The 24,951-nt window shown below is 32.7% G+C and carries 19 protein-coding genes; all 19 read right to left on the reverse strand.

The window, feature by feature from the left end:
- Positions 1 to 25 precede the first annotated feature (25 nt).
- On the reverse strand, positions 26 to 325 hold the full coding sequence (locus IW18_RS11145; RefSeq protein ID WP_041517675.1) for a hypothetical protein: 300 nt from the start codon (positions 323 to 325) through the stop codon (positions 26 to 28).
- Positions 318 to 857: a DUF420 domain-containing protein gene (locus IW18_RS11150; protein WP_041517678.1), complete on the reverse strand. Its 540-nt coding sequence runs from the start codon at positions 855 to 857 to the stop codon at positions 318 to 320. Before IW18_RS11150 ends, IW18_RS11145 begins: the two co-directional genes overlap by 8 nt.
- A gap of 2 nt (positions 858 to 859) precedes the next feature.
- Positions 860 to 1,549 carry an SCO family protein gene (locus IW18_RS11155; RefSeq protein ID WP_041517680.1) on the reverse strand — a complete coding sequence of 230 codons (690 nt, stop codon included), beginning with the start codon at positions 1,547 to 1,549 and terminating at the stop codon, positions 860 to 862.
- A 10-nt stretch (positions 1,550 to 1,559) separates the two neighbouring features.
- Entirely contained in the window at positions 1,560 to 2,201 is a 642-nt protein-coding gene (locus tag IW18_RS11160) for a hypothetical protein (RefSeq protein ID WP_041517682.1), read from the reverse strand.
- Positions 2,202 to 2,279: 78 nt separating this feature from the next.
- A complete protein-coding gene (locus IW18_RS11165) occupies positions 2,280 to 2,630 on the reverse strand; it encodes a cytochrome C oxidase subunit IV family protein (RefSeq protein WP_041517684.1) in 351 nt (116 codons plus the stop codon).
- 18 nt (positions 2,631 to 2,648) lie between these two features.
- Positions 2,649 to 3,632 carry a cytochrome c oxidase subunit 3 gene (locus IW18_RS11170; protein WP_041517686.1) on the reverse strand — a complete coding sequence of 328 codons (984 nt, stop codon included), beginning with the start codon at positions 3,630 to 3,632 and terminating at the stop codon, positions 2,649 to 2,651.
- Positions 3,633 to 3,674: 42 nt separating this feature from the next.
- Positions 3,675 to 4,262: a cytochrome c oxidase subunit 3 gene (locus tag IW18_RS11175; protein WP_041517760.1), complete on the reverse strand. Its 588-nt coding sequence runs from the start codon at positions 4,260 to 4,262 to the stop codon at positions 3,675 to 3,677.
- Between the two features lie 14 nt (positions 4,263 to 4,276).
- Entirely contained in the window at positions 4,277 to 5,179 is a 903-nt protein-coding gene (gene cyoE, locus IW18_RS11180) for a heme o synthase (RefSeq protein WP_174232053.1), read from the reverse strand.
- A 159-nt stretch (positions 5,180 to 5,338) separates the two neighbouring features.
- Complete coding sequence (locus IW18_RS11185) at positions 5,339 to 7,462, reverse strand: energy transducer TonB (RefSeq protein WP_041517690.1); 2,124 nt, start codon at positions 7,460 to 7,462, stop codon at positions 5,339 to 5,341.
- A gap of 18 nt (positions 7,463 to 7,480) precedes the next feature.
- A complete protein-coding gene (deoC, locus tag IW18_RS11190; protein WP_041517692.1) occupies positions 7,481 to 8,224 on the reverse strand; it encodes a deoxyribose-phosphate aldolase in 744 nt (247 codons plus the stop codon).
- 117 nt (positions 8,225 to 8,341) lie between these two features.
- Entirely contained in the window at positions 8,342 to 8,713 is a 372-nt protein-coding gene (locus IW18_RS11195; RefSeq protein ID WP_240475555.1) for a VanZ family protein, read from the reverse strand.
- Positions 8,714 to 8,717: 4 nt separating this feature from the next.
- A complete protein-coding gene (gene gcvH / locus IW18_RS11200) occupies positions 8,718 to 9,098 on the reverse strand; it encodes a glycine cleavage system protein GcvH (protein WP_041517696.1) in 381 nt (126 codons plus the stop codon).
- A gap of 85 nt (positions 9,099 to 9,183) precedes the next feature.
- Entirely contained in the window at positions 9,184 to 16,410 is a 7,227-nt protein-coding gene (gene sov, locus IW18_RS11205; protein ID WP_041517698.1) for a T9SS outer membrane translocon Sov/SprA, read from the reverse strand.
- A gap of 24 nt (positions 16,411 to 16,434) precedes the next feature.
- Positions 16,435 to 17,016: a Holliday junction branch migration protein RuvA gene (gene ruvA / locus IW18_RS11210; RefSeq protein ID WP_041517700.1), complete on the reverse strand. Its 582-nt coding sequence runs from the start codon at positions 17,014 to 17,016 to the stop codon at positions 16,435 to 16,437.
- Positions 17,017 to 17,093: 77 nt separating this feature from the next.
- Entirely contained in the window at positions 17,094 to 19,385 is a 2,292-nt protein-coding gene (locus IW18_RS11215; protein ID WP_041517702.1) for an NADP-dependent malic enzyme, read from the reverse strand.
- A gap of 158 nt (positions 19,386 to 19,543) precedes the next feature.
- A complete protein-coding gene (locus IW18_RS11220) occupies positions 19,544 to 19,969 on the reverse strand; it encodes a CBS domain-containing protein (RefSeq protein WP_041517704.1) in 426 nt (141 codons plus the stop codon).
- A 347-nt stretch (positions 19,970 to 20,316) separates the two neighbouring features.
- Entirely contained in the window at positions 20,317 to 22,257 is a 1,941-nt protein-coding gene (locus IW18_RS11225) for an OmpA family protein (RefSeq protein WP_041517762.1), read from the reverse strand.
- Between the two features lie 10 nt (positions 22,258 to 22,267).
- Complete coding sequence (locus IW18_RS11230; RefSeq protein WP_041517706.1) at positions 22,268 to 23,179, reverse strand: PorP/SprF family type IX secretion system membrane protein; 912 nt, start codon at positions 23,177 to 23,179, stop codon at positions 22,268 to 22,270.
- Between the two features lie 51 nt (positions 23,180 to 23,230).
- Positions 23,231 to 24,951, reverse strand: a 1,721-nt coding sequence (locus IW18_RS11235; protein ID WP_041517707.1) for a T9SS type B sorting domain-containing protein, incomplete at its 5' end; no start/stop codon positions are given.

Genomic DNA, 24,951 nt, shown 5'->3' on the forward strand with positions numbered 1-24,951 from the left:
AAAATACTAGAGAACAATATAAAATCTATTCTGCCTTTTTCTTTTTAGATTGGTACATCCTATAAATAAGATATCCAATTATAGCAACAAGTAAGTACGGAACGATCATTAAAAAAACGATTCCATTATTTACCGCTTCTGCTTTCTTTATATTTGATTCACCCGAAAGTGCTGCGCGACACATCGCACATTGAGCATTTGCAGTTAGAGAAAAGAAGATAGAGAAAAGAACATAGAAAGTTTTCGTTGAGAAAAAATTCACCATCCTACTTCTATCAACTATTCCATTTTCTTTATTCTTTATTCTTCGTTCTATTTTAAGCATAATATGGAGAAATCATTAAGTAAACTACAACACCCGTTATCGCAACGTATAACCAAAGCGGAAAGGTAATTTTAGCTATTTTTTTATGTCTATCAAATCGTTGTGCCAAAGCTCTAACATATGTAATTAAAACCAACGGAATAATTGCAATAGATAATAAAATGTGAGTTATTAAAATAATGAAATAAGCATATCTAATAACTCCTTCTCCACCAAATTTAGTAGAGTCAGCCGTCATATGATAAGCAACATACATTACCAAGAAAGCTACAGACAAAGCGATGGCAAAAGTCATTAGGCGTTCATGCAATTTACGTTTACCATTTTTAATAGCAATTACAGCCCAAACTAAAACTATAGCAGTAATACCATTTGTGGTAGCATAAATTGGAGGTAAAAATGAAAGCGGTTCTACATTGATTCCGAAGTCTTTTAGTTTAACCCCAAACAAAATCGCAACAACAACCGGAATTATAATCGAAACAGCAACAATAAGCTTACTGTATTTTTTTTCTAAAGTATTGTCCTCCATTTTTATTCTTCTAATAATATTTTAATATCTTCCTGAATCTCTCTAACTCCTTTTTTATCCAATCCATCATAATAGATATTTGGATTTCCAAATTCATCTTTTCTACAACGAATATTTCCATCTTTGTCTATTAATGCAAATAAACCAGAATGCTCGAAACCGCCACTTACTTTAGAGTTTTCGCCGGCATATAAATTGAATCCTTTGTTTGATAAATCCATAATCGTAGCTTTATCACCAGTTAAGAAATTCCAAGTAGATGATTTTACTCCTAACAATTTAGCATGATCCTTTAAAACCTGAGGCGTATCATGAGCAGGGTCAATTGTAATAGATACAATTCCGAAGTTAGGATTACCAAAAAATGTTTTTTCGATCTCTAACATACTTAAATTCATTTTTGGACATATTGAAGGACAAGTTGTAAAAAAGAACTCTAATACATAGACTTTTCCTTTATAAGTTTCATTTGAAACTTTTTTACCATCCTGATTTGTCAATTCAAATTTAGGAGCTGGTCCAATTGTAATTAATTTTCCATCAGATTTTGAAGATTTCAATCCAACATTATCTAAACGATTTCCTTTTACAACTTCACCGTTTTTTATTCTATCTACAATTTTAGGCACAGCATAAATTCCGAAGATTAGAATAATAAACGAAATTCCGATATATGATTTATTTTTAAACATAATATAAAGATTAAAGTTCTTTTGTTGCGTTGTGATTCTTTTTTAGAGCTGCACGATATTCATACAAAATGATCTTAAAATCATCTAACATTTCATTACTCAACTCTGAAGGATGAAAAGTATTATATCCTTCTTTATACTCTTCTTTATCTTTTCGCCCTCTTAGATTTCTTTCTTTATCTACAATATAAACATTCGAAGTTCCAAGGTGCTCATCTAACTTACCTTTTAAATGCAACTGATCGTAAAATACTTTAATTTCTTCCGGCGCAGCAAAAACAAAATGCCAACCCGAAACATCAGTAAAAGCACCTAAAGATTCAACAATTTTTTGCGCATCATTCTCAGTTCCTAAAGGACACACAACGACAAATTGTAAATCTTTAAAACCATTATATCGCTGATAAATTTTTTCGTTTAGATTAAAAAAGTTTCCTCTGTTTTTTAAAATTTCAGAACCAGAAAAACCAAGGATTGTAATTTTATCATTTAAAGTTACCTTTTCTCCTTTTAGGGATTTCCAATTGCCTAAGTCGGCAATTTTAGGAGTTATTGTTGGAAGTTTAGTAAAACTGTTTACGCCCGAAGCAAAAAACAAATACGCTACAATTGGCAAAACAAAAAGTACAAAAAGAACTATATTTTTTTTCATTGTATGAATGGAAATTATTGAGGTACAAAAATAAAAAAAGCTCCGTTAAACGGAGCCTCTTTTCGAATTAATATCATGTTAAAAATTCCATTTAATAGTAGAATCTTTAAAAACCCCATAAATATAATGTCCTTCTGTAAGTAGAATAAACAATAAATATAAAACTAGGAAAATAACTGGTGAAACAACAGACCATCTAAGGCTGCTTTTTTCACCTTCCATGTGCATAAATGCCCATACTATATAATATGCTTTGACAATTGTAAGGATATAAAATATCCAGTTCAATAAATTCAAACCTACAAAGTGATTAAATTCTAAAACTCCAGGCTTAATAATACCCAAAATAACTTCTACTGTTGTTATCAAAGATAGTAATCCAAAAACAAACCAGATTCTTTTTGCGTTTGATACGTGTTCGTGTGACATAATAATTAAAATCTAAAATTAAACTAAGTAGAAAACTGTAAATACAAATACCCATACTAAATCGACAAAGTGCCAGTATAAACCAACTTTCTCTACCATTTCGTAGCTTCTTCTTTTTTCATAAGTACCAACTAAAACATTAAAGAAAATAATAATGTTAATGATGATTCCAGAAAATACGTGGAATCCGTGGAAACCTGTGATAAAGAAAAAGAAATCAGCAAACAACTTACTTCCGTATTCGTTTCTTGTTAAGTTTGCTCCTTCTACTACATATTTCGCTTGACTTAAACGAGCCTCAGACTCTTCTCTTGTCAAAACTGTTTTCTTCTTTTCTGCTGTAAGATGCTCAGTTCTTACCAATAATTCAGGATGTGCTTTAAAACCAGCCTGAATTTCAGCAACTGAATATGTAGGCACTGTCTCAGCGCTTTCCATAAACCATTTTGCTTTTGCTCTTGTAAGTTGTTCTGGCTGATTTGGTAATTTTACAGCAAACTCTTCAAGAGCTACTCTTTTACCATCTTTATCAACGAACTGCAATAAGCTTCCGCCTACTGTTTCAACAGCACCATATTCACCTTTAATGAAGTTTTTCCATTCCCAAGCTTGAGAACCAACGAAAATAATACCTCCAATGATTGTTAAAAACATGTAGATTGCAACTTTTGTTTTTTTCAATTGGTGACCTGCATCAACAGCCAAAACCATTGTTACAGATGAAAAGATTAAAATAAAAGTCATTAAGGCTACATAATACATTGGAGCCGAAACGCCATGCATAAATGGGAAGTGAGTAAACACTTCATCAGCCAAAGGCCAAGTTTCAATAAATTTAAATCTAGAAAAACCATAAGCAGCAAGGAATCCAGAGAATGTCAAGGCATCCGATACGATAAAAAACCACATCATCATTTTACCATAACTTGCTCCTAATGGCTGGATCTCATGCCCGCCTCCCCAAGTTTTTTCGTTGTTTGCAGTAGTAACTGTCGCTTCCATAAAAGATATTCGTTAAAAAGTTCCCAAATTTACGTTTTTTTCTTATTTAAAGAAATATAAAAATAAAAATAATAAAACCCACAATAAGTCTAGAAAGTGCCAATACATTGCACCTAGTTCTATACCAAGAGTTTGAGTCGAATTGTATTTTTGTTTAAAATGATTATAAATTACAATTAAAAGCGAAATTAACCCGCCTGCCAAGTGTAATAAGTGTACAAAAGCAATTATATAAAGAAAAGTTGCAGTAATTGAACTCCCCTGACCTGTCATATAATAACCACTTTCCATGATTTGTCCAAAGCCTACAAATTGTAAAACAACAAACAAAACACCTAATATTAATGTCGCCAAAAGAAAAGCTGTAGTTGCTCCTCTATTGTCTTTTTGAATTGCTTTTTTAGCTAAATAAAAAGTAACACTGCATCCTATAATTACAGCTGTACTGAAAAAAAATGCAGTTGGTAATTCGAAATTCTTCAACCAGTCGGCCCTTGATTTACTTACCACAAATGCGCTCGTAAGTCCAGCAAACATCATGGTCATACTTACCATTGCGAACAACAAAATCAGTTTTGCAGATTTTGCTTTCCTTAATTGATCTTCCTCTGTTGTCATTGTCATTGTCATTGTCATTTCCATAACTATCTTAAAAATTTATCTACTATAAATACTATTTGCAGTAACGATATATACGAAACACTTACTAACATCAATGTTCTTGCTGCTTTTGCAGTTCTCAATTGATACAAACGTACTGCATAAAACAACATCCACAATCCTAATAAAAATACTAAAATCGCTGCTATTGGCGTAATAAACAATTGCCCAGTAAATCCTAGTAAAGGTAATAATGACGCTATTATAAGCCAAACTGTATATAAAATAATCTGCAATGCAGTCTTTCTGTCTTTTTTTCCGGTTGGCAACATAAATATCCCGGCTTTTTCATAATCTTCATACAAAAACCATCCAATTGCCCAAAAATGAGGAAATTGCCAAAAAAACTGAATCAAAAACAATGTACCGGCTTCAATACCAAATTCTCCAGTTGCAGCAACCCATCCTAACATAAACGGAATTGCACCTGGAAAAGCCCCAACAAAAACTGATAACGAAGTTACTGTTTTTAAAGGTGTATAAATACTTGTATATAAAAATATTGAGATTGCAGCAAACATTGCCGACTTTGCATTTATTGTATACAAAAGTGCAATACCAACAATGGTAAGCAAACTTGCAACAAACAAAGCCATTTTTGAAGACATACGTCCAGAAGGAACAGGGCGATTTTTTGTTCGATCCATTAAAGAATCGATATCTTTTTCGATGACCTGATTAAAAGCATTTGATGCTCCAACCATACAATATCCACCAATTGCCAAAACTGCCAATGTACTCCACTTAAAAGGATTCGAATCATTAACTCCTAATAAATATCCCGCAACTGAAGAAAACAATACACTGATCGCCAAACCAGCCTTTGTTATCTCTTTGAAATCGGTAAATATTGATTTTAATGAAAATGTATTTTTAGTAGCGTTCAATACGGTGATTATTTGTATGTTTTTTTTGAGTGGTGCAAATGTACAAATTAGATTGTAGAATACTGACCTATAAAATTAGATTTTTTTCAATAAAACCTGTACAAAATAAGGACTTGTAAATCTTTAACACAATTATTTCGAAAAATCTTATTAAAAATCCTAGTAATCAAAATACCAGTTGAAGATATCAGAACGTAATCCAATGGTAAACCAAGTTGTACTTTGCTTAAAAGTTGTAGCTGTTTCTTTAGTTGGATCAAAATTTCGATAAATAAAACTACCAAAAAATTTCAAATTGGTCATTGGATTTATTAAATATCCACCTTGCACATCCGCTATAAAAATACTGGTCTTATTTCCCTGCCCCACTTTTACCCCTTTATCATAAGGACGTTTTTCTTCATAATTTTTAAAAATATTACCTCCGTAATTAAAACTATCCTCGGCAGTATCAAAATCCAAACCTCTTGTTCCAATTGTAAACTTGGCATCGGCAAAATAGCGACCTTTATGATAGCGACCTATAGCAACAAGTTCTTCAAAGTTACCTCCCCATTGATGCCCAATACTTTGATTATTATGTCCGTAATTTGTAATTACAGCGCTATGTGAGTATACATATGGGCGTACATGATTGTATTCTAATTGTACTAACAAGTCTTTAACCTCAAAAGCATTATAATATTTAGCTCCTAATTGGTATCCAAATTTGTTCTTCCAGCTATTATCGCCGCTTTTCATATCTCCCATAGAAAATTCATCTAGCAAAAACTGAGCATACAAATTAATATTGTTATTCCATTTGTATTTGGATGTTATTCCTAAAAGCGCATTTCCACTTTTGGATGACGAAGAAAATTCTACTGAACGATAAAAAATAATTGGATTAACAAAATTAATATCAAATCCTCTATTATTAGTATCTGTCCAAACTACTGATTCAAAAAAACCTAAATTCAGTTTATTCGAAACATTCCAACTTAAGTAATGGTTTGCCATAAACTTTGTTGCGTAGGTTTTCTCTAAAGTAACTTCAGGACGCACATCTTTTAACCACATATACGTATTGGTATATTTAATTTTCCAAAATGTTGTATTGATCTTGAAATATGGATACGGACTTGCTCCATCACTCTCAAGTAACGAACGATATCCATCACCTATAAAATTTCTTCCGTAACCTAATTGCAAATCAAAAAATTTACTTGGCGCATATGTAATATTAGCTTCGGCTAAAGGAAAATCATAAGCATCTGTTTTAAATCGTTTTGCAATTCCCATTCCTGGAATAATAGCCGGATTTCCTCCAGATGGCTTTAAAGTTTCAGCATAATCATTGTAATAACCGGCAAAACGACCTTGACTTTCAAAAATTGTTGTTGTAAAGTTAATTTGCTTTCCTAATCCTCCTCTAAAATTTAAAGCACGTGTATTTACGTATGAATAAGAAGCATCCAAATCTGAAGCTTTACCCATTTGCAAATCAAGAATAGGATTTAATGACAACCAATAATCCTCACCTTGAATCTGAACCAGATTCTCGTTCCAAAATTTTCTTCCCAACCAAGTTGACACATTTTTTTGAAGGGATTCATTTACAGCTTTTAAATTATAATATTTTGAAACTTCGACATAAGTATAAGGTTTAGAAGCAGTATGATTATTACTCCCTACTTGATTCATCGCTCCGTCAAATTGAGCATAATAACTATGAGAAAATGGAATATTCAGATGACTTTCAAACTCAGGATTATTGTATTTTTTATACACAATACTATCCAATTCTGTCATTGGTTTTTCAATAGGCTTTAAAATCTGGGCCGCTACTAATCCTTCTGCAGCAATTTGATCTGAATTCTTTAAAGGAATATCAATTGAAATCGTATATTTTGAATACGTTGGTTTTCCGTTATAAGTTGAGGGTTTTATTTTCTGAAATTTACCAAAAACACGTTTAGCTTCTTCAGATAATGCTTCATCTACTGCATTTACATAAATTACTTTAAACTCTCCATTTGCATCAACTTCAAAAAGCACCTTAACCTCTCCTTTGTAGTTTGCTTGCTTTAAATTCTCAGGCACTACATAATTTTGAAATACAAAATCCTGGACTTCTTTATAAAAGCAATTTTCTAACTTCTTAGATTGTAAATTTTCACAATTTAGAAAAACAGGAAATTGCTCTGATGTAAAACCAGTTTTAATTGATGAAGTATTATTTTCTTGAGAAAAGGCAAATAAAACAGATAATGTAAAAGTAAAAGATAGAAAAATCTTATTCACGTAAATTTTGGTTTTTATTTAATATTGATTTGGAGTATTACCTCCGCTAGCGATTGCTTTTGCGGCCGAGGTACCGATGCGCTTAACACCTAAACGAATCATTTCTATAGCATCTTCATAAGATCGAACTCCCCCGGCAGCTTTTACGGAAAGAGGCGATGCATTTTCTAACATCATTATTATAGTTGGAATAGTTGCTCCGTTTGGCAAATCGTTTTCAGTTTTATAAAAGCCTGTAGATGATTTTACAAAAACAGAAGAGTAATGTTCTTCTTTAAAATTAGAAATAACAACATTTTTGATCAAGGCCGAAAGCTGAATTATTTGCGTTTCGTTTAGAGCTGCAACTTCAATAATCCACTTTACTGTTTTGTTATTCGCCAAACCAATTTGTGTTCCTATCAATATTTCTTGTTTTACAAGAGCAAGATCACCATTTTTAAAAGCTTCATAATTGCAAACAAAATCCAGATCGTCTGCTCCGTCTTCAATTGCTTTATTTGCTTCCTTGATTTTTATTTCCAGATCTGATTTCCCTTCCGGAAAGTCGATAACGGTGCCAACAAGTAAAGTTGAATTGGATTTCAGAATCATTTCTTTGGCCAAAACAACATATTCCGGCCGAATCATAATCAATTTAAAACCTTCATGAATTGCCTCAATAATAGCTTTTTTTACTACAAGAGTATTTTCTGCTTCTGTAAGTCCGGCTTGAGAGGCAGTTTTTAAATAGGTCGAATCTAAATATTGCTTAACATTCATGATTTCTGAAAGTGCTAGAATTGGAACAAAAATACATTTTAAATTGAGAAAATAATATTCTTTTTATCCCTTGATTACTAGGCAATAAAAAACCCACCGAGGTGGGTAATTAAATTCTTATATTCTATCTATCTGTTTCTTTAAAACTATGGCTGCAAAAACTCCAAATAGAGCTCCAATTGCATTTGCTAAAATGTCGGCTACATCTGCTTGTCGCGTCGTAGTTAAAACGCTCTGTAAAATTTCGATTGTAATTCCAAAAAAAACCGAAAATATAAACGAAATAAAATAGGCTTTATAATCGTCTGGTGCTTTTCCTTTAAGCTCTTTTTTGAAAAACAAAATCCAGGAAAATGTGAATCCGAAGTGAAAACAAAAATGAACAATTTTGTCCATATTAGGGATATTCACAGCAGGAATATTACTCGAATCTGTCAAACAAAAATAAGTGATAATTCCTGAACAAATTATCGCCCAGAGTAAGAGCAATTGTTTAGGCACCGATAAGTTGTTTATAAGCTTCGTCAGATAATAATGAATCTATTTCTGATGCATCTGAAATTTTTATTTTAATCATCCAACCTGCTCCATAAGGATCAGAATTAACTGTTTCTGGCGCACTTTCCAAACTTTCATTAAAGGCAATAATTTCTCCTGTTAAAGGCAAAAACAAATCAGATACTGTTTTTACAGCTTCAACTGTTCCAAAAACTTCATCTTTATCAAGTGTTTGATCTAAAGTTTCTACTTCAACATACACGATATCCCCTAACTCTTTTTGTGCAAAATGAGTAATTCCTACAGTTGCCACATCTCCTTCGATGCTAACCCATTCGTGATCTTTTGTGTACTTTAAATTTGCTGGTATGCTCATAATACTATGTTTGAAAATTGATAATTTAATTTTTAAGCCACAAATGTAATAATCTTCTAATGAAATCTAGTTTAGAAACTAAAAATTAATTTCCGAAATTATATCGCAGCGTGAATCCTGATCTAATATTTGTTAAAGGGAATGATGTCGAAATCACGGCTTTCGAGAACGAATGATCGTAATAAAATATAGCAGTCAGGTTTTTACTAAAGGCATAATCTGCTGTTAGTTTTAATGACCATATATTTTGTCCTGCTGCCAATTGATTGTTATCGTAATCTAAATAACGTACTAATGTCTGATTGTTTCGATAAGAGAAATCAGCCTTTAGATTGATATCACTTTTAATGATTCCGGTAGGACTATCAGCAAGTCTTGATGAGAAAATAACGTCTTTAAAACGATATCCTAAACCAACAACATATTCCATTCCTTTTACTTCGGTCAACAAATTATTATCAAAACTCATCGACAAAGCTCTGTCTTTTTTAATTTCTGTAAGTACACGCAAAGAGCTTTTTAATTCAAAATCCATTCTAATAAGCGGACTAAACTGCTCTACTAAATTGACATTTGACATGATCGTTTTATTAAAGAAATTGGTATTTACATCTTGACCTCCCGGTTTTTCAGTAAAATCAAAATTTGATCTAAATTGATTTATTGTATACGACGCTCTATAGTTATTTTGCAATGAGAAACGTTTGAATTTATCTTTGAAAAACTTGTAACGCATTAAACCATTATATTTTATACTCCAGTTTGGAATTGGAAAACTCCTAAAAATATCTGTTGAACTACTTGATGCATTTCCTCCTGAATATGCTGCCAAAAATGCCGGCAATAAAACAGCCTGATTACTTTTTGTATAACCTATAGGATATCCTTGATTCGCAACATAAACTTTATAATTAGGATCTGTTTCGGCAGGAATTGGATTATTTGCATCCCCATATCTTGGAATCACAGCTCCTGCACCATAATGATCTGCCGCCAAACGATCAGCAATAATCAAACGATTATTTCTAAAATCATCAAATGCTGCTGACTGGGTTTCGTTACTTGTCGAGAATGCAGTTTTAATCAATATTGTCGAAATCGAGAACATCCCGTAAGTATACGGAGATAAAGCTACATAAGGGTTTTCTTTTGTAAAATCAACACTATATTGCTCTGATCTGTTTTCAGAATAAGCACGATCCATTGCTAAATCTATCTTTAAGTCAGGTAGCAAATCTATATTAGCTGTAACTTTTAAAAGCTTGTTTGTTACTTGGGTAAAATTCTGATTGAAATCCTGATAAGATGTTAACCAACCGTTTTTCGCCGCTTCGTAACGTATATCATCCTGACTTCCAAAAACAAATCCTAGAGTTGGTCTTGATGTACCAAAGAAACCAACTCCTGGTGTATAACCAGGTAAAACAGTTCCGCTATTTTTTGTATAGTTAACTTGAATATTTTTTACACTTGTCAAAATTCCTATCATACCATCATAAAACGGACTACTGCTTGTTACAGGCTTAGCTGTATTTACAATCTTTTCTCCTGGTTTTGGTGGCGCAGTTGGTTTAGGCTTCGATGTTGATTTTTTCCCTCCCGGAGTTAGCCCCAAATACTTATACAACATATTCATATTAAGAGTTGTTGTAAGTGTATTTGAATTAGCATTCTGAATAGTATTCCCTAAATCATACAAAGTTGTTGTTCCGTCCGGATTTTCTTTTTCGTATTGAGAAAATGCGGTTGAAGAACGTTGCCAATTATAATCTGCCGTATAAGAATATGTTGCTTTTACAAAACCAAAAACTGGAATTTTATTGATTGGAATATCATAATTCAACACCAATTGTTGTACATGTTGATTTGGAGTTCCAATATCAAAATAATCATCCCAGATATTAAAATCTTGTTTTGGTGTATTATCATCGTTTAAAAAGTTTCTAACGATATTATTTGATGCCGCTGTATAGTTTAATTTTAATGATTTTGTCAAATTAAAACCAAATCCATATTGATAATTAAACGCAAAGTTTCTTCTGTACAAAGGATCAAGCCCAATTCCCTGAACTTCAACTTGTCGATATTGCTGACGGTTACTTTGTCTTAAAATATTTGTATTAAAAGAGATATTGGATGGTAAATAATTAAAATTAAAATCACTTAGCAATTTCCAATAATCACTTTTTTTCATGAATTTGGTTTGCTTGAACGGAACTACTTCTTTTGGCTGAAAAGTATATGCATAATTTACTGCCGAGTTTGATTGTTCATCTACATAGGACTCTACTTCGTAGTCATGTCGTTCTACTTGATTATACGATTGTGAAAATGTAAAGTTTTCGACATCGTAAACATGCGGTTTTTGTTCTGGCGCTCTGTCTTTTCTTACTCCAATAAAGTTAATGCTTCGACGTTTTGTATAGTCAACCGCACGGGTTCTAATATTGTCTTTTTCTGCCGGATCTGTTGTTTCTCTAATTAACTGATCCAGTTTTATATCCTGATTAAAAGGATCATACTCCGGAGTTATTACTTCTTCTCCAATCGCATAATTAAATGGCAAATTAATTCCCCATTTACGTGGTAACAACTTACCTAAATTAAGATTTGTAACGATGTTATATTGCTGAAGATCTTCACGACTTCTTTCATTTGCACCTTGCTCTAAAGATCCGAAACCTATTGTACTTTTCTTACCGGTTGCAGAGACAGTTGCAAAATCGGCCATATTGGTATCAACATTTAATATTGCTGCCATTCCGCCTTTATTCTCCAAATCTGCCATACGAAGTTCGTTAAACCAAACCTCTCCTTTTATGTCTTTATGATCTGCTTTACTCTTAACACCGACCATTAAATTTCGAACTAAACCAAAGTTAGGATTTCCTTTTATACCCAATCTTAATTTACTATCACCATCGCCACCATTTATACTTAAATCATCGTCTGGATAATATACACCATTAATATCTCGCTTATCAGAATTGATATCGATACTCATTGCCTTAATTTTCATTTTGGTCAATAACTCCAACGCCAAATCAATGTTGTTTTCTTCAAGCCAAACCTGATCTGGACTAATTGTACAAGACCCTCCTGTTCTGGTTACCTTTAATGGAATTTCGATTTGATAAAAGTTTTGTGTGTAATCATTTCCAAAACGAATAAAACCAACCATTTCGTCATCTAATAAAGTGTTTTCATTTGGCAAAGATTCTGCGTGTAAAAACATTTTTAATCTTTTGTATTGACGCATATCAACACTTACACTTTTAAAAACTCCTCTTGAATCATTGTATTGTAATCCTGCTCCACCAATTCTTAAAGCTAATGCTTGTTCGTTTTGATTGATAATGGTATTGTTGTTATACAATTGTTCTCTTTGTACACCTGGAGGAACTACATAATTCACTGGGCATTTTGTACTGTTTTCCTGAATATTTACTGCCGAAACATCAAATTCTGTTCCGTCATCATTTGGAGTTGGATCGTTTGCATCAAGTGAACCTGTATATCTTCTCCATTCTCCTCTCACCAAATCTAAGGCTCCAAAACGAACCGTCATTTGACTATTAAATCCAGTCATAAACATACGCATGAATCTAATAGATCTAAAATCTGTAATGTTTCCAATTGTATTTTGTGGTTGAGAAACCGGAATCTTAAACTGAATCCATCTTGCAGTTGTTGTCGATCCGTTTGGCAATTCGACGTTGCTTACTTCACGAATATCTGTAATGTAGTTTTGTCCAACCTGCATTCCTGGTTTTACATCAATACTGTATTCATAATAAGCATTGATTGTACTCATGGTATTATCACGGTTAATATCTTCAACATCTGGCAATGTTGTTGACCCACGATTAGGATCGTCGACGCTTACAGCCGAGTTTCCTTCTGTACCGTTGTAATTTTTATAACGGTCTAGAACTCCTCCATCTGTATTTAAATAATACGTGTAATCATCTGCCGCTGGATCTTTTTCTCCTGCATAATTGGTATAAATCGCTCCTTCTGTAGAACTTGGCAAACCGTCTAAACCAACGTCTTGATTTCTACGATTATTAGCATTTGTATCAAAGGCATAGATTAATGATTGCGATGCAGGAACATCTCCCCAAAGTGGTCGCGGATTCACCATGATTTGATCTGGCCCTAATCCATTTTCATATTGTTTTCTTCCGTCTTTTAAAACATCCTCAGAAATCTCACCTAAGTTAAAATATATTTTTCCTGTATTAGTTGTTGGCGCTTCGCCTGTTCCAACATAAGGATCTAAAACCCAAAATTGAATATACTCAACATTACCTTGTTCGAAATTGGTTGAATTTAAAGCACGCATAATACCACCAAAATTAGAGTTTGCCGGATTTGCACTAAAGTTTGGATTATTATTATATGGTCCTCTATCGGATGGATAATAACTTAAATCTAACGTATTAACTACCTGTATTTGTCCCTGAGCAATATCTGTATTTGGATATAACTCACGACTGTAAATACGTCTGGTTGTATTTAACGATAAATCATCATTTGAAATTCCTGCTGGTTTTGATGCATAAAAAATAGGATCAATTGTGTACCAAGATAATTTTGCACGTTTGTATCCGTACTCTAATGTATTTGAATTGGCATTAAAAGTATTATCATTTATAGAATTAACAAATGGCGTTGAAGCTAAACTCCATGCATAGGCAGAACGCATATCGATTGTTGATTGCGAACCTTCAAAATCATCAATATATATAGTTGCTTCTCCTTCAAAATCACTAGCTTTTGGTGCGTCTGGTTTTAGGAAAGCTACTTCTCCACGTATCGAAAGGTTTGATGGAACATCTGTGTCAATGTTTGGTAATTTATTTACTAATCTGGTAAAGAAAGGAACTTCGGTTGAGTAGTTTCCATTAAATCCAAAAATGGCATTATTTACAGATTCCTGACCATAACTAGATTTTTGAGTAAAAGGCTTTTCGGTCATTCTTAAATAAGTTCCACCAACTACAAAATTATCTGAAATTTTATGCTCGACATTGAAACCTATAAATCTTCGTGTTTGTTGTCCAAAAATAGAGTTGTTCTCCAAGGAAACTTCAATTGGAGTATTAGACGCTTGAAGCGAAGGATCTAAAATTTGAACTCGACCCAATTGATAATCGACACTATAGTCAATACCTTCTACAAGTCTTCGTCCGGCAGCCATAACAACTACGGAACCTTGCGGAACATTAAACGCTCCAATTGGAATTCCGTTACTTCCAGATGATTTGTACTTTCCTCTTAACAAAAATTTGTTTTTATCACTGTCTTGCAAAGCTCCAGATTGTGTATTTCGATACATGTTTCTAAACACGTATTTCTGCTGATTTGCATTGTATGAGTTTGGATCATCATAATTTTCTGCTGATCCTGAATTTTGTAATTTATTAAATAAAAGCTCTCCAAACGGCTCTTTTGTGGTAAAGATAATTCGACCGTTTTGAACATCAACTGTTACTCCCGGAATGTAATCAAAGAAACCATCTCCACCTGTCTGGGGATCATTGTTGTAATTTAATCGATCTAAATTAAAGACGTTTAATAAAGGAGTTTGATCTACTTTATTGTCCGGACTAGGGTTCGCCGGGAAAGTTGTTCCTGGAACTGGCGAAATATAATTTATTGGCGAAGGATCTGTATAAAGTATATTTAATCTAAAATCGTCTTGTTTAATTTGATAAGCCTGAGGTATTTGATACACGTTTTTCATCATCAAATTCCAAACTGGATTTTGAACATTTGTCAAATTACTTTTCAGCATTTTTAAGACTAAACTTTGTGTAATAATTGCTTGATTGGCATTGTTATTTCCGGTAACTACGGTTCCGTCAACCCCATCACTTCCAAATTCCCCAACCTGATACACTTTTCCTCCAACTGTATATTCAAATGCTACGGCAAGAATTTCATCATTTGCCAACCGTTGTTGTAAAGAGATATATCCTAATTGTGCATTATAAGTATATTCGGCAGTTGTTAATTTTCTGGCATTCTCAAGAACAGAATAATCTGTTCCTTCGCTTGTATTGGCATTATTGAATCCAGATTTTGCTGTTACGATTTCTCTAATATTCGAATTTAAGTAAGCTCCTGCCTGACCAATTGTAGCTGGATCATATTTATTGTTATTATTATTTGTTGGCGAATCGATAGGATTATTAAAAAACCCTGCTGAGTTGCTAATAACGACTACTTGATTGTCAGGAACACCAGTAACTTGTCCTTCTCCCAAATCCTGAAGTGCAATAATATTACGAAGGTTATTATTATTTGTTGCAACTCTGTTTTGTTTATTTGTAACCCAAACCTCAATTCTAGTTACCTGAACACGGCTATCAATAAGTGGATATTTCTTTAAAGAAGCGTCATATTTGTTTCTAAAATATTGTGATAAGAAAAAGTGTCTGTCATTATCATAATCTAAAGCATACAAATCAAAATTTTGAACTGTTCCGCCACCTTCTGCGACTACACTCTTGGTTTGTGACTTCTGTTCAGAGAAAACTCCTGTTACGGTTGTCTTTCCAAATTGCAAAACTGTTTTAACTCCAAACAAACTCTGAGCACCACGAATAAGGGTACTATTTAATGGCATACTAACGTTACCAACTTCTACTTTTTGAACAATATCGTCTTCAGAAGGGGTGTATGCTAACTTAAAAAGGTTTTGAAAAGCAAATGTAGATTGGGTATCATAATTAGCATTTACATCTAATCGCGTTCCTACTTTCCCCATTAAACTCATACTAATTCGCTGATCAAAATCAAAAGTAAGACTTGATCTATTTCTTGGTGAAAAAGAGGGATTATCTTGTTTGGTGTATCGAACACCTAAATCCATCTCTACTGATCCTGTGGGCTTTACATCAATTGTATTACTACCAAAGATACTTTCAAAAAAACCTGAATTAATATAATATCGAGGTAATAGATTTTTTTTAGCTTCCTCACTACCTGCTTTTTTACCATCAATAGCATCAGATTTTTTTCTGAAATAATCTCTTCTGGATTCTTTCAAAACTAAATCTTCATACTCTTTAGGAGTTAATATAATAGGGTAATTAATATTAAAGCCGTCTACTGTATTGGTGTAAATATATCGATCTGTTACAGGATCATATCTATAAGCTGAAACAATACTTGGTGGATTTTGTATTTCTAATTTCCCAACAGAAAATTGGGTCTTAGTTGTATCTTTAACCGCTGGATTTACTTGCGCACGCAAAACATTACCGCAAAGTAAAAACAGCAAAAAAATACAAATTTTACGCATACAATTCGTTTATATAAATTGAGTTTATAAGCTCTTTAAGGCTTTCTTGATAATAGTTTCTACGGTAGCTTCCGGATCTTCTTTTACAATCTTTTCTACTACTTTTTCAGAAGTTTTACGAACAAACCCTAAAACTTCCAAAGCAGATAACGCTTCATCTCTATTTGTATTGTTTTGAACTACTGAAACTTCATCCAAATCATACAATTTTAACACTTTTTCTTTTAAATCAAGTATAACTCTTTGTGCTGTTTTGTTTCCTATACCTTTAATAGACTGTATAACGCCTACATCTCCTGACGCAATTGCGTTAATAATTTGTCTTGGTTCTATTGAAGATAACATTGTTCTTGCAATATTTGCTCCAATCCCGGAAACGGACAATAACATTCTGAATATTTCGCGTTCTGATTTTTCTGCAAAACCAAATAAAGTATGCGCATCTTCTTTAATTTGAAGATGCGTATACAATTTTATATTTTCAACATTTGGAATTAACGAGAAGGTATGCAATGATATATTTACCTGATAACCAACACCTCCACAATCAATTATAACTTCTGTAGGATTCTTCTCGACTAATTTCCCTTGCAAATGTGCTATCATAGTATAATTTATAAGGGTCAAATATAGTAAAAATGCAATAAAAATACGACATTATTATTCGAACCTTATTGAACTATCTATTGTGCTAACTTATTTTTTTTATTAGCTTTTTCCTGAGCATCAATAACTGCAATTGCAGCCATGTTAACCATTTCTTCAACACTTGCTCCTAATTGAAAAATGTGAACAGGTTTACCCATTCCCATCATAATTGGACCAATAGAGTTTACTTTATACAATTCTTTTAATAGTTTATAAGTAATATTTGCCGATTCTAAGTTAGGGAAAATTAAGGTATTTACCTTCTTACCTGCTAATTTAGAGAAAGGAAATTTTTCTTTAAGAAGTTCTGAATTTAGGGCAAAATCTGCTTGGATTTCTCCATCAACAATCATTTCAGGATGATTTTTATGCAAATATGCTACTGCTTCTCTTACTTTTGAAGCACTTGCACTTGTTGAAGATCCAAAATTCGAGAATGAAACCATTGCAATAACTGGCTCAACTCCAAACATTTTTGCTGTTTTTGCAGTCATTATAGCAATATTAACTAAATCTTCAGCAGATGGATTTATATTAATTGCTGTATCTGACAAGAACATTGGCCCACGTGAAGTTAACATCATATTTGCTGTTGCAATTAACGATGCTCCCGGCGCTTTTTCAATCAATTGTAACATTGGTTTTACAACTGTTGGGTAACTTCTTGTATGACCTGTTACTAAAGCATCTGCCTCACCTTCATTTACCATCATTGCTGCAAAATAATTTCTCTCGCGCATGAATTTTTGAGAATCAAGTAATGTAACTCCTCTTCTATCTCTTGTTTCCCAGTACGAATTTGCAAATTTATTTCGTCTTGGTGCTTCTTCATCCGTTTTAGGATCGATAATTTCAAGTTCAGCATCAAAACCTAATTCAGCTTTTAATTCTAAAATTACCTCTTTATTTCCTAATAAGATTGGAAAACCAATTCCGTCCTCATAAACAATTTGCGCTGCTTTTAATACGTTTAATTGATCTGCTTCGGCAAAAACGATTCTTTTAGGATCTACTTTAGCACGGTTTGTAATTAAACGCACCATTTTATTATCGTTACCCATACGTTCGCGAAGCACATCTTCGTAAGCTGCCCAATCTGTAATAGGATTTTTTGCAACTCCAGATTCCATTGCTGCTTTTGCAACTGCTGGCGCTACAACGGTAATCAATCTAGGATCAAATGGTTTAGGAATAATATATTCTTGACCAAAACCTAATTTTGTTGCACCGTAAGCTACGTTAACTTGCTCTGGAACTGGCTCTTTTGCCAAAATAGCTAAAGCTTTTACAGCAGCCATTTTCATTGCTTCGTTAATTTTTGTAGCACGAACATCTAATGCTCCTCTAAAAATATATGGAAAACCTAAAACATTATTTACTTGGTTAGGAAAATCTGAACGTCCTGTAGCCATAATAACATCTTTACGAGTTTCAACAGCTAAATTATAATCGATTTCCGGATTTGGATTTGCCATTGCAAAAACAATTGGGTTATCTTTCATTGTCAGTAACATTTCTGGCGATAAAATATCTCCCGAAGATAATCCGATGAAAACATCAGCACCATTTACCGCGTCTGCTAACTCAATTTTAGGACCATCAACAGCATATTTTAATTGCAATTCTGATAGTGAAGGGTTGTCTTTTGTTAAAAGTCCTTTACTATTGTACATCAAAATATTTTTAACTTGTACACCTAACAAAACATATAAATCTGTACATGCGATAGCAGCAGATCCTGCTCCAGAAACTACTACTTTTACATCTTCTGCCTTTTTTCCTGCTAATTCAAGTGCATTAATTAAAGCTGCCGAAGATATAATTGCTGTACCGTGCTGATCGTCATGCATTACAGGAATATCTAATTCTTCAACCAATCTTCTTTCGATTTCAAAAGATTCTGGTGCTTTAATATCTTCAAGATTGATTCCTCCAAAAGTTGGAGCAATATTTTTTACGGTTTGAATAAACTCTTCAATATTTTCTGTATTAACTTCAATATCAAAAACGTCAATATCAGAGAATATTTTAAACAACAATCCTTTTCCTTCCATTACTGGCTTAGAAGCTTCTGGACCAATATTTCCTAATCCTAAAACGGCTGTACCATTTGAGATTACGGCAACTAAATTTCCTTTTGCTGTATATTTATAAACGTCATCTACGTTTGCTGCAATTTCTAAACATGGCTCTGCAACACCTGGCGAATAAGCCAAAGATAAGTCTCTTTGGGTTGCATATTTTTTTGTTGGAACTACCTGAATTTTTCCTGGAGTTGGTTCTGAATGGTACAGTAACGCTTCTCTTCTTTTACTCTCTTTGTTCATTTATTTTAGCTTTTATTCTAGCTTACAAAGATATAAGTCTTGTTTGAAAATGAAGTCATTTTATGGTTTTCTTTTCTTAAATTTAAAATCCATACAGCCAAAAAAAATAGCCTAATGCAATTTAGACTATTTATAAAACTATATTTTTTAAGCTTATTTTACTGAGAAATATAAGAGTTGAGATGATGTATTGTGTCTTTTTGAATTTCAATAATAGCTTTTACTACATCACTTATAGAAATTATTCCTACTACAGTATCACCTTCCAGAACTGGTAAATGTCTGATTCTTTTAGTACTCATTAATTCCATACAATCTTCGATATTGTTTGAAAGTTTTACCGAAAAAACGTTGTTTTCCATGATTTCATGAACAAAAGTTTCTTTTGAAGATTTATCTTTTAAAACAATTTTTCGAGCATAATCCCTTTCAGACAATATTCCTTTTAAATCATTGTCATCAATAACAAGGATAGCACCAATGTTTTTTTCTCCCATCACTTTTAAGGCTTCATAAACCGTTGTTGTTGAAAGAACTGAATAAACATTTTTCCCTTTTGCGTTTAATATTTGATCTACAGTCATATCTGAAAAATTTTAATACTATAAAGTTAAAAAAAAATGAATACACTCAACAACGAAATCGATTTTTTAAAAACTAACACATTCATTTTGAATAAAATAAGTGATATTCTAAATTTTAAAAATATTAGTTTAAAAAGGCGAACTAATATTAAGACTTTTTTGCGAAAAGTGTAGCCTTTTTGTCGGTAATAGATTTATTATAAATTAATTTTAATAAGGAGTTAATCCCGCTATCCGTTTCAATCTTTTGTGGCTAACGCCTCCACAAAAGGATTTTCTCCCTTTTTTAAAGCAAAAAGCCCTTTTCTAAATATATTAGAAAAGGGCTTAACTTCTGAATTATCTTTTTACAGGTGTGTAATTACAAATTCACTTCTTCTATTAAGTTGATGTTCTTCTTCGGTACAGTTTACTCCATCAGAACATTGATTTACTAATTGTGATTCTCCGTATCCTTTTGCTGTTAATCGGTTTGAATCGATTCCTTTTTGAACCAACCAATTCATTGTCGATTTAGCTCTTTTGTCTGATAATACCTGATTGTATTTGGCAGTTTGTCTACTGTCTGTATGCGAACGGATATCTAGTGTTAAGGTTGGATATTGTTTTAATATTTCGATGATTTTTTCTAACTGATAAGCCGATTCTTTTTTGATTGTAGCTTTGTCTAAATCAAAATAAATAATTGGAATATCAAGTGTTTTGGCCAAATCTGTTCCTACCTCGATTGCTTTAACTCTCTTTTCTAACTGAACTGATAGCGCTGTTTTTCCTGATATTTTTTTTATTGTTACAGGAACTTCTTTGCTTTCGTAATCTACTTTTGCTACTCGAACAAAATAATTTTTACCGCAATTTACGTTTCTAAAAATATAATTCCCTTTTTCATCCGAAACAACTTGTGTAACAGGTTGAAAAGTTTCGTCAAACAAAGCAACTGTGGCATTTGCAATAATTGCTTTTGTGTCTAAATCTGTAATTGTTCCGGCTAACTCTTGCTCGCAAGTAAGTTTGCGTTTTTCTGTAAATCGATAAATATCATCAAATCCATGTCCGTTGTCTCTATTTGAAGAGAAAAAACCATTTCTATTTTTACTGTTGATTATAAAAGCAAAATCGTCTTGTTTACTATTTATTGGTTCTCCAACATTTTGAATATCATCAAAAGTACCATTATCATTAATTTTTGCAACAAAAACATCAAGTCCGCCCAATCCCGGTCTACCATCTGTAGCAAAATAAAGTTCGTTGTCGCTAGATATGAAAGGAAAAGTTTCTCGTCCTTCTGTATTAATTTTTGCGCCTAAGTTTTGCGGAGTTCCAAAAGTTCCATTATCATTTATACTTACTTTAAACAAATCTGATTGCCCTAAAGTTCCTGGCATATCTGATGCGAAGTACAATGTTTTTTCGTCAACACTTAATGTTGGATGTGCAACGCTATATTGATCACTATTAAATGGTAACTCTAGGATATTTTTCCACACGCCATCTACTAAATCTGCTTTGTATAATTTTAGTAAAGTAATTTTATTTTCATCTCGACCTCTTTTTCCGTTTAGAAAATTATTTCGGGTAAAATACATTGTTCTTCCGTCTTTTGTAAACACGGGTGTTGACTCATTAAATTTTGTATTTACTTTTTTCTGAAAACGTTGTGGAACTCCAATACTACCATCCGATTTTAATTCGGCAGCATATAAATTGGTAAAAGATTTATTCGTCCATTTAAAATTTTTCTTAGCAATTCCACCAGTATCTCGCGCTGATGTAAAAACTAATTTATCATTAAAAATAGCGCTTCCGTAATCAGAATAATTAGAATTAATACCTGCATCGGCAATTTCAAATCGACCTGAATTAGTCTTTATCTCTTCTAAGTAGTTTTTATTACTTTCAAACAAAACACCTCTTTTGTCTGTTCTTACTTTTTCATTAAATTTTTCGAGAATAGTATCTGCTTTAGCATAATTTCCAGCCGATTTTAGACATTGTGCATATCTGTATAAATATTCTGGTTCTTGCTGTTCGTTCATAGCGAACAATTCGTCGTACCATTTTAGGGCTTTAACTAATTCTCCATTAAAATAATAAGAATTACCAAGACGCTGAAACATTTTCTCGTCTTTGTATCCTTTGTTTGCAACGCTTTCATAAACTTTTATAGCGTCTACGTAAGCATATTTCTCGTATTTATCATTTGCATAATTTATACTTGTGGTTTGTGCAATTGCATTTAAAAAGAATAATAGAAATAAGGCAGTATATTTTATTTTTTTGATTGTCATGGGGCGGCTTTTAGAAGAATCTTGGTGAAGTAATTCTGTTATAATTATTAAAAAACTCAAAACGCAAGAAAATCTCATGTGAACCAGAATTGTACTTTCTTAAATTGGTTGTTTCATGGTCATAACCATATCCTATATATAAACCGTCTGATACTTGAAATCCTGCCATTGCACTTAATGAAGCGCTCCAACGATATGCTAAACCTACCACAAATTTATCGTTGAACATAAAGTTTCCTGAAACATCAACCTGCAAAGGTGCACCTTCTACCATTTTGGTTAATAAAGCAGGCTTGAATTTTATGTACTCTAAATCGTCTAAATTAAAAACGTAACCTGCCATGAAATAGTAATTTATTTTATCTTTAAAAATAGCAGTATCATTATCATTGAATCTATTTGTTTCGATAAAATTTGGAATCGACAATCCTAAATATCCTTTGTCAGAATGCCAGTAAACTCCTGCACCAATATTTGGTGTTATTTTATTATTTAAATCTTGAAATTGTGGATCTCCCTGATCTTCGGGATTCAGTTTATTTATATCCAAATTAAACATATTTGCTGTTGCTTTTATTCCAAAAGAAAGCTTGTATGTATTTGAAGTTGGAATCGTATACGATAAATCAGCAGATAAAGTGTTTTCATTTGTTGGTCCAATTTTATCGTTTACCAAAGAAACTCCTAATCCTAAATTACTATTATTTAATGGTGTATTTATCGAAAAAGTACTTGTTTTAGGTGCGCCATCAAGCCCTACCCATTGCGTACGATATAACCCAAAAACACTTAATGCACCACGAGAACCAGCGTAAGCGGGATTTATAGCAATGGTATTATACATGTATTGTGTGTATTGTGCATCTTGCTGCGCCGAACACACAATAGAAAAAAACATGAATATTAAAATTATCTTTTTCATTTAAAAGGCTTTTAAGAAACGACTTGGCCTAAACCAAGTCGCTTATCATTTTTACTTGTTTATATATAAATAACCAGATTGCTCATGTGGATTTGATTCGCTGTCTTTATATTTTAAAATATAAAAATATGTTCCTACTGGTAATCCTTCAGATTGTTTTATAGTTGTGCGTCCTGCTGAGAAACCTATGAAAGCACGATCTTCATTATTGTAATGATCTATATCGTATACTAAAACTCCCCATCGATTATAGATTTCTACGGTATTATCAGGATAACATTCCAGACCTTGTATATAGAATCTGCTATTTTTCTCATCTCCATTTGGTGAGAACGCATTAAAGACTTTTATTACACAACCGTTTAAAGGCAGAACTATAGGTTTATCTTCCATGTTGTTCTCATCATCTGATTTATCTTCTACAACAACTCCTTTTTTACTGTTCCCTTTTACACTTGCCTGGTTACTAACGCTTCCTCTGTTAATATCTGTTTGTGTAATTTTATAAGTAGCAGTAAAACTATGTTCATCAGATTCGTTTACATCTAAATCAATTGGTTGTCCAGAAACTACTACACCCGGTAAAGGATCTAAAATCATCACTCCTGTTAAAGGAACATTACCTGTGTTTGTTACTTTAAATTTATAAGTAATAGTTTCGCCTGCATTTGCATATCCGCTTCCATTTTCGTCATTAAAGACAGCTGTTTTGATTACCGCAATAGCTGGAACTTCAACAAAAACTTCTAATGTAGCAGTACTACAATTCGTTGCATTTGCTTTCTCACAAACTTGATATGTTAATGTATACTTACCTCCTGGTGTGTTTGGTTTTACATTTACAGTACCATCTGAATTAAACTCGAAATAAGAATTTTTTGGTGTATTTGTAAGGATAATATCTAGAGGATTAATTGGTAATCCTTTTAATAAATCATTATCTAAAACATTTATAAATTCAAGTGAACCATTTATACCATCAACATTCACAATACCATCATTATTCAATATGATTTTTATTAATGGCGTTACTGGTGGTACAGGATCTGGAGTATTAACTACAGAAATTTTCGCCACTGCCTCACTACAATTAGATCCGTTTAAAGCTTCACAAATTCTATAAGTTAACTCATAAGTTCCTGTTGGTGTCCCTTGTTTTACTTCGATTGTTCCGTCTGCGTTTAAAATCAAATTAGGATTTGGAACGATAGTCGTTAAAACAACATCCGTAGGTTTAACTTTAACTCCGTTCAAACTATCGTTATCGAATATACTTGTTGTTGAACTATGTCCTTTACTGGTGTCTATAGTTCCAGCATTGTCATTATTTGCAATTAAAACCGCACCTGTTACAGGAACATAACTTTTTACAGTTACACAATTTATAGTCGGATTCAAAAATTCGCAAATCGTATATTCAATTTCATAAAGTCCTACTGGTGTTCCTGCATTTACTTTTACAGTTCCGTCAGCATTTAAAGTTAATCCTGTTGGAACACTTACACTTGTCAAAATTACTCCTCCATTACTATTTTTAATGATAACTGCAACTCCGTTTAAGAGGTCATTTTTCACTAATGAGAATGTAGTTCCGCCAATACTTCCATTAATTGGATCTGTCGTTTCAGTTAATGCACTGATTGTAGATTTACCTACTACGATAATTGAAGTTACTTCATCACAATTACTTGGATTGGTTATTTCGCAGATTCTGTATGTCAGGTTGTAATCGCCTGCTGGTGTATTTGGTGCTACTGTTACAGTGCCGTCTG

This window comes from Flavobacterium hibernum, assembly GCF_000832125.1.
Taxonomy (GTDB): Bacteria; Bacteroidota; Bacteroidia; order Flavobacteriales; family Flavobacteriaceae; genus Flavobacterium; species Flavobacterium hibernum.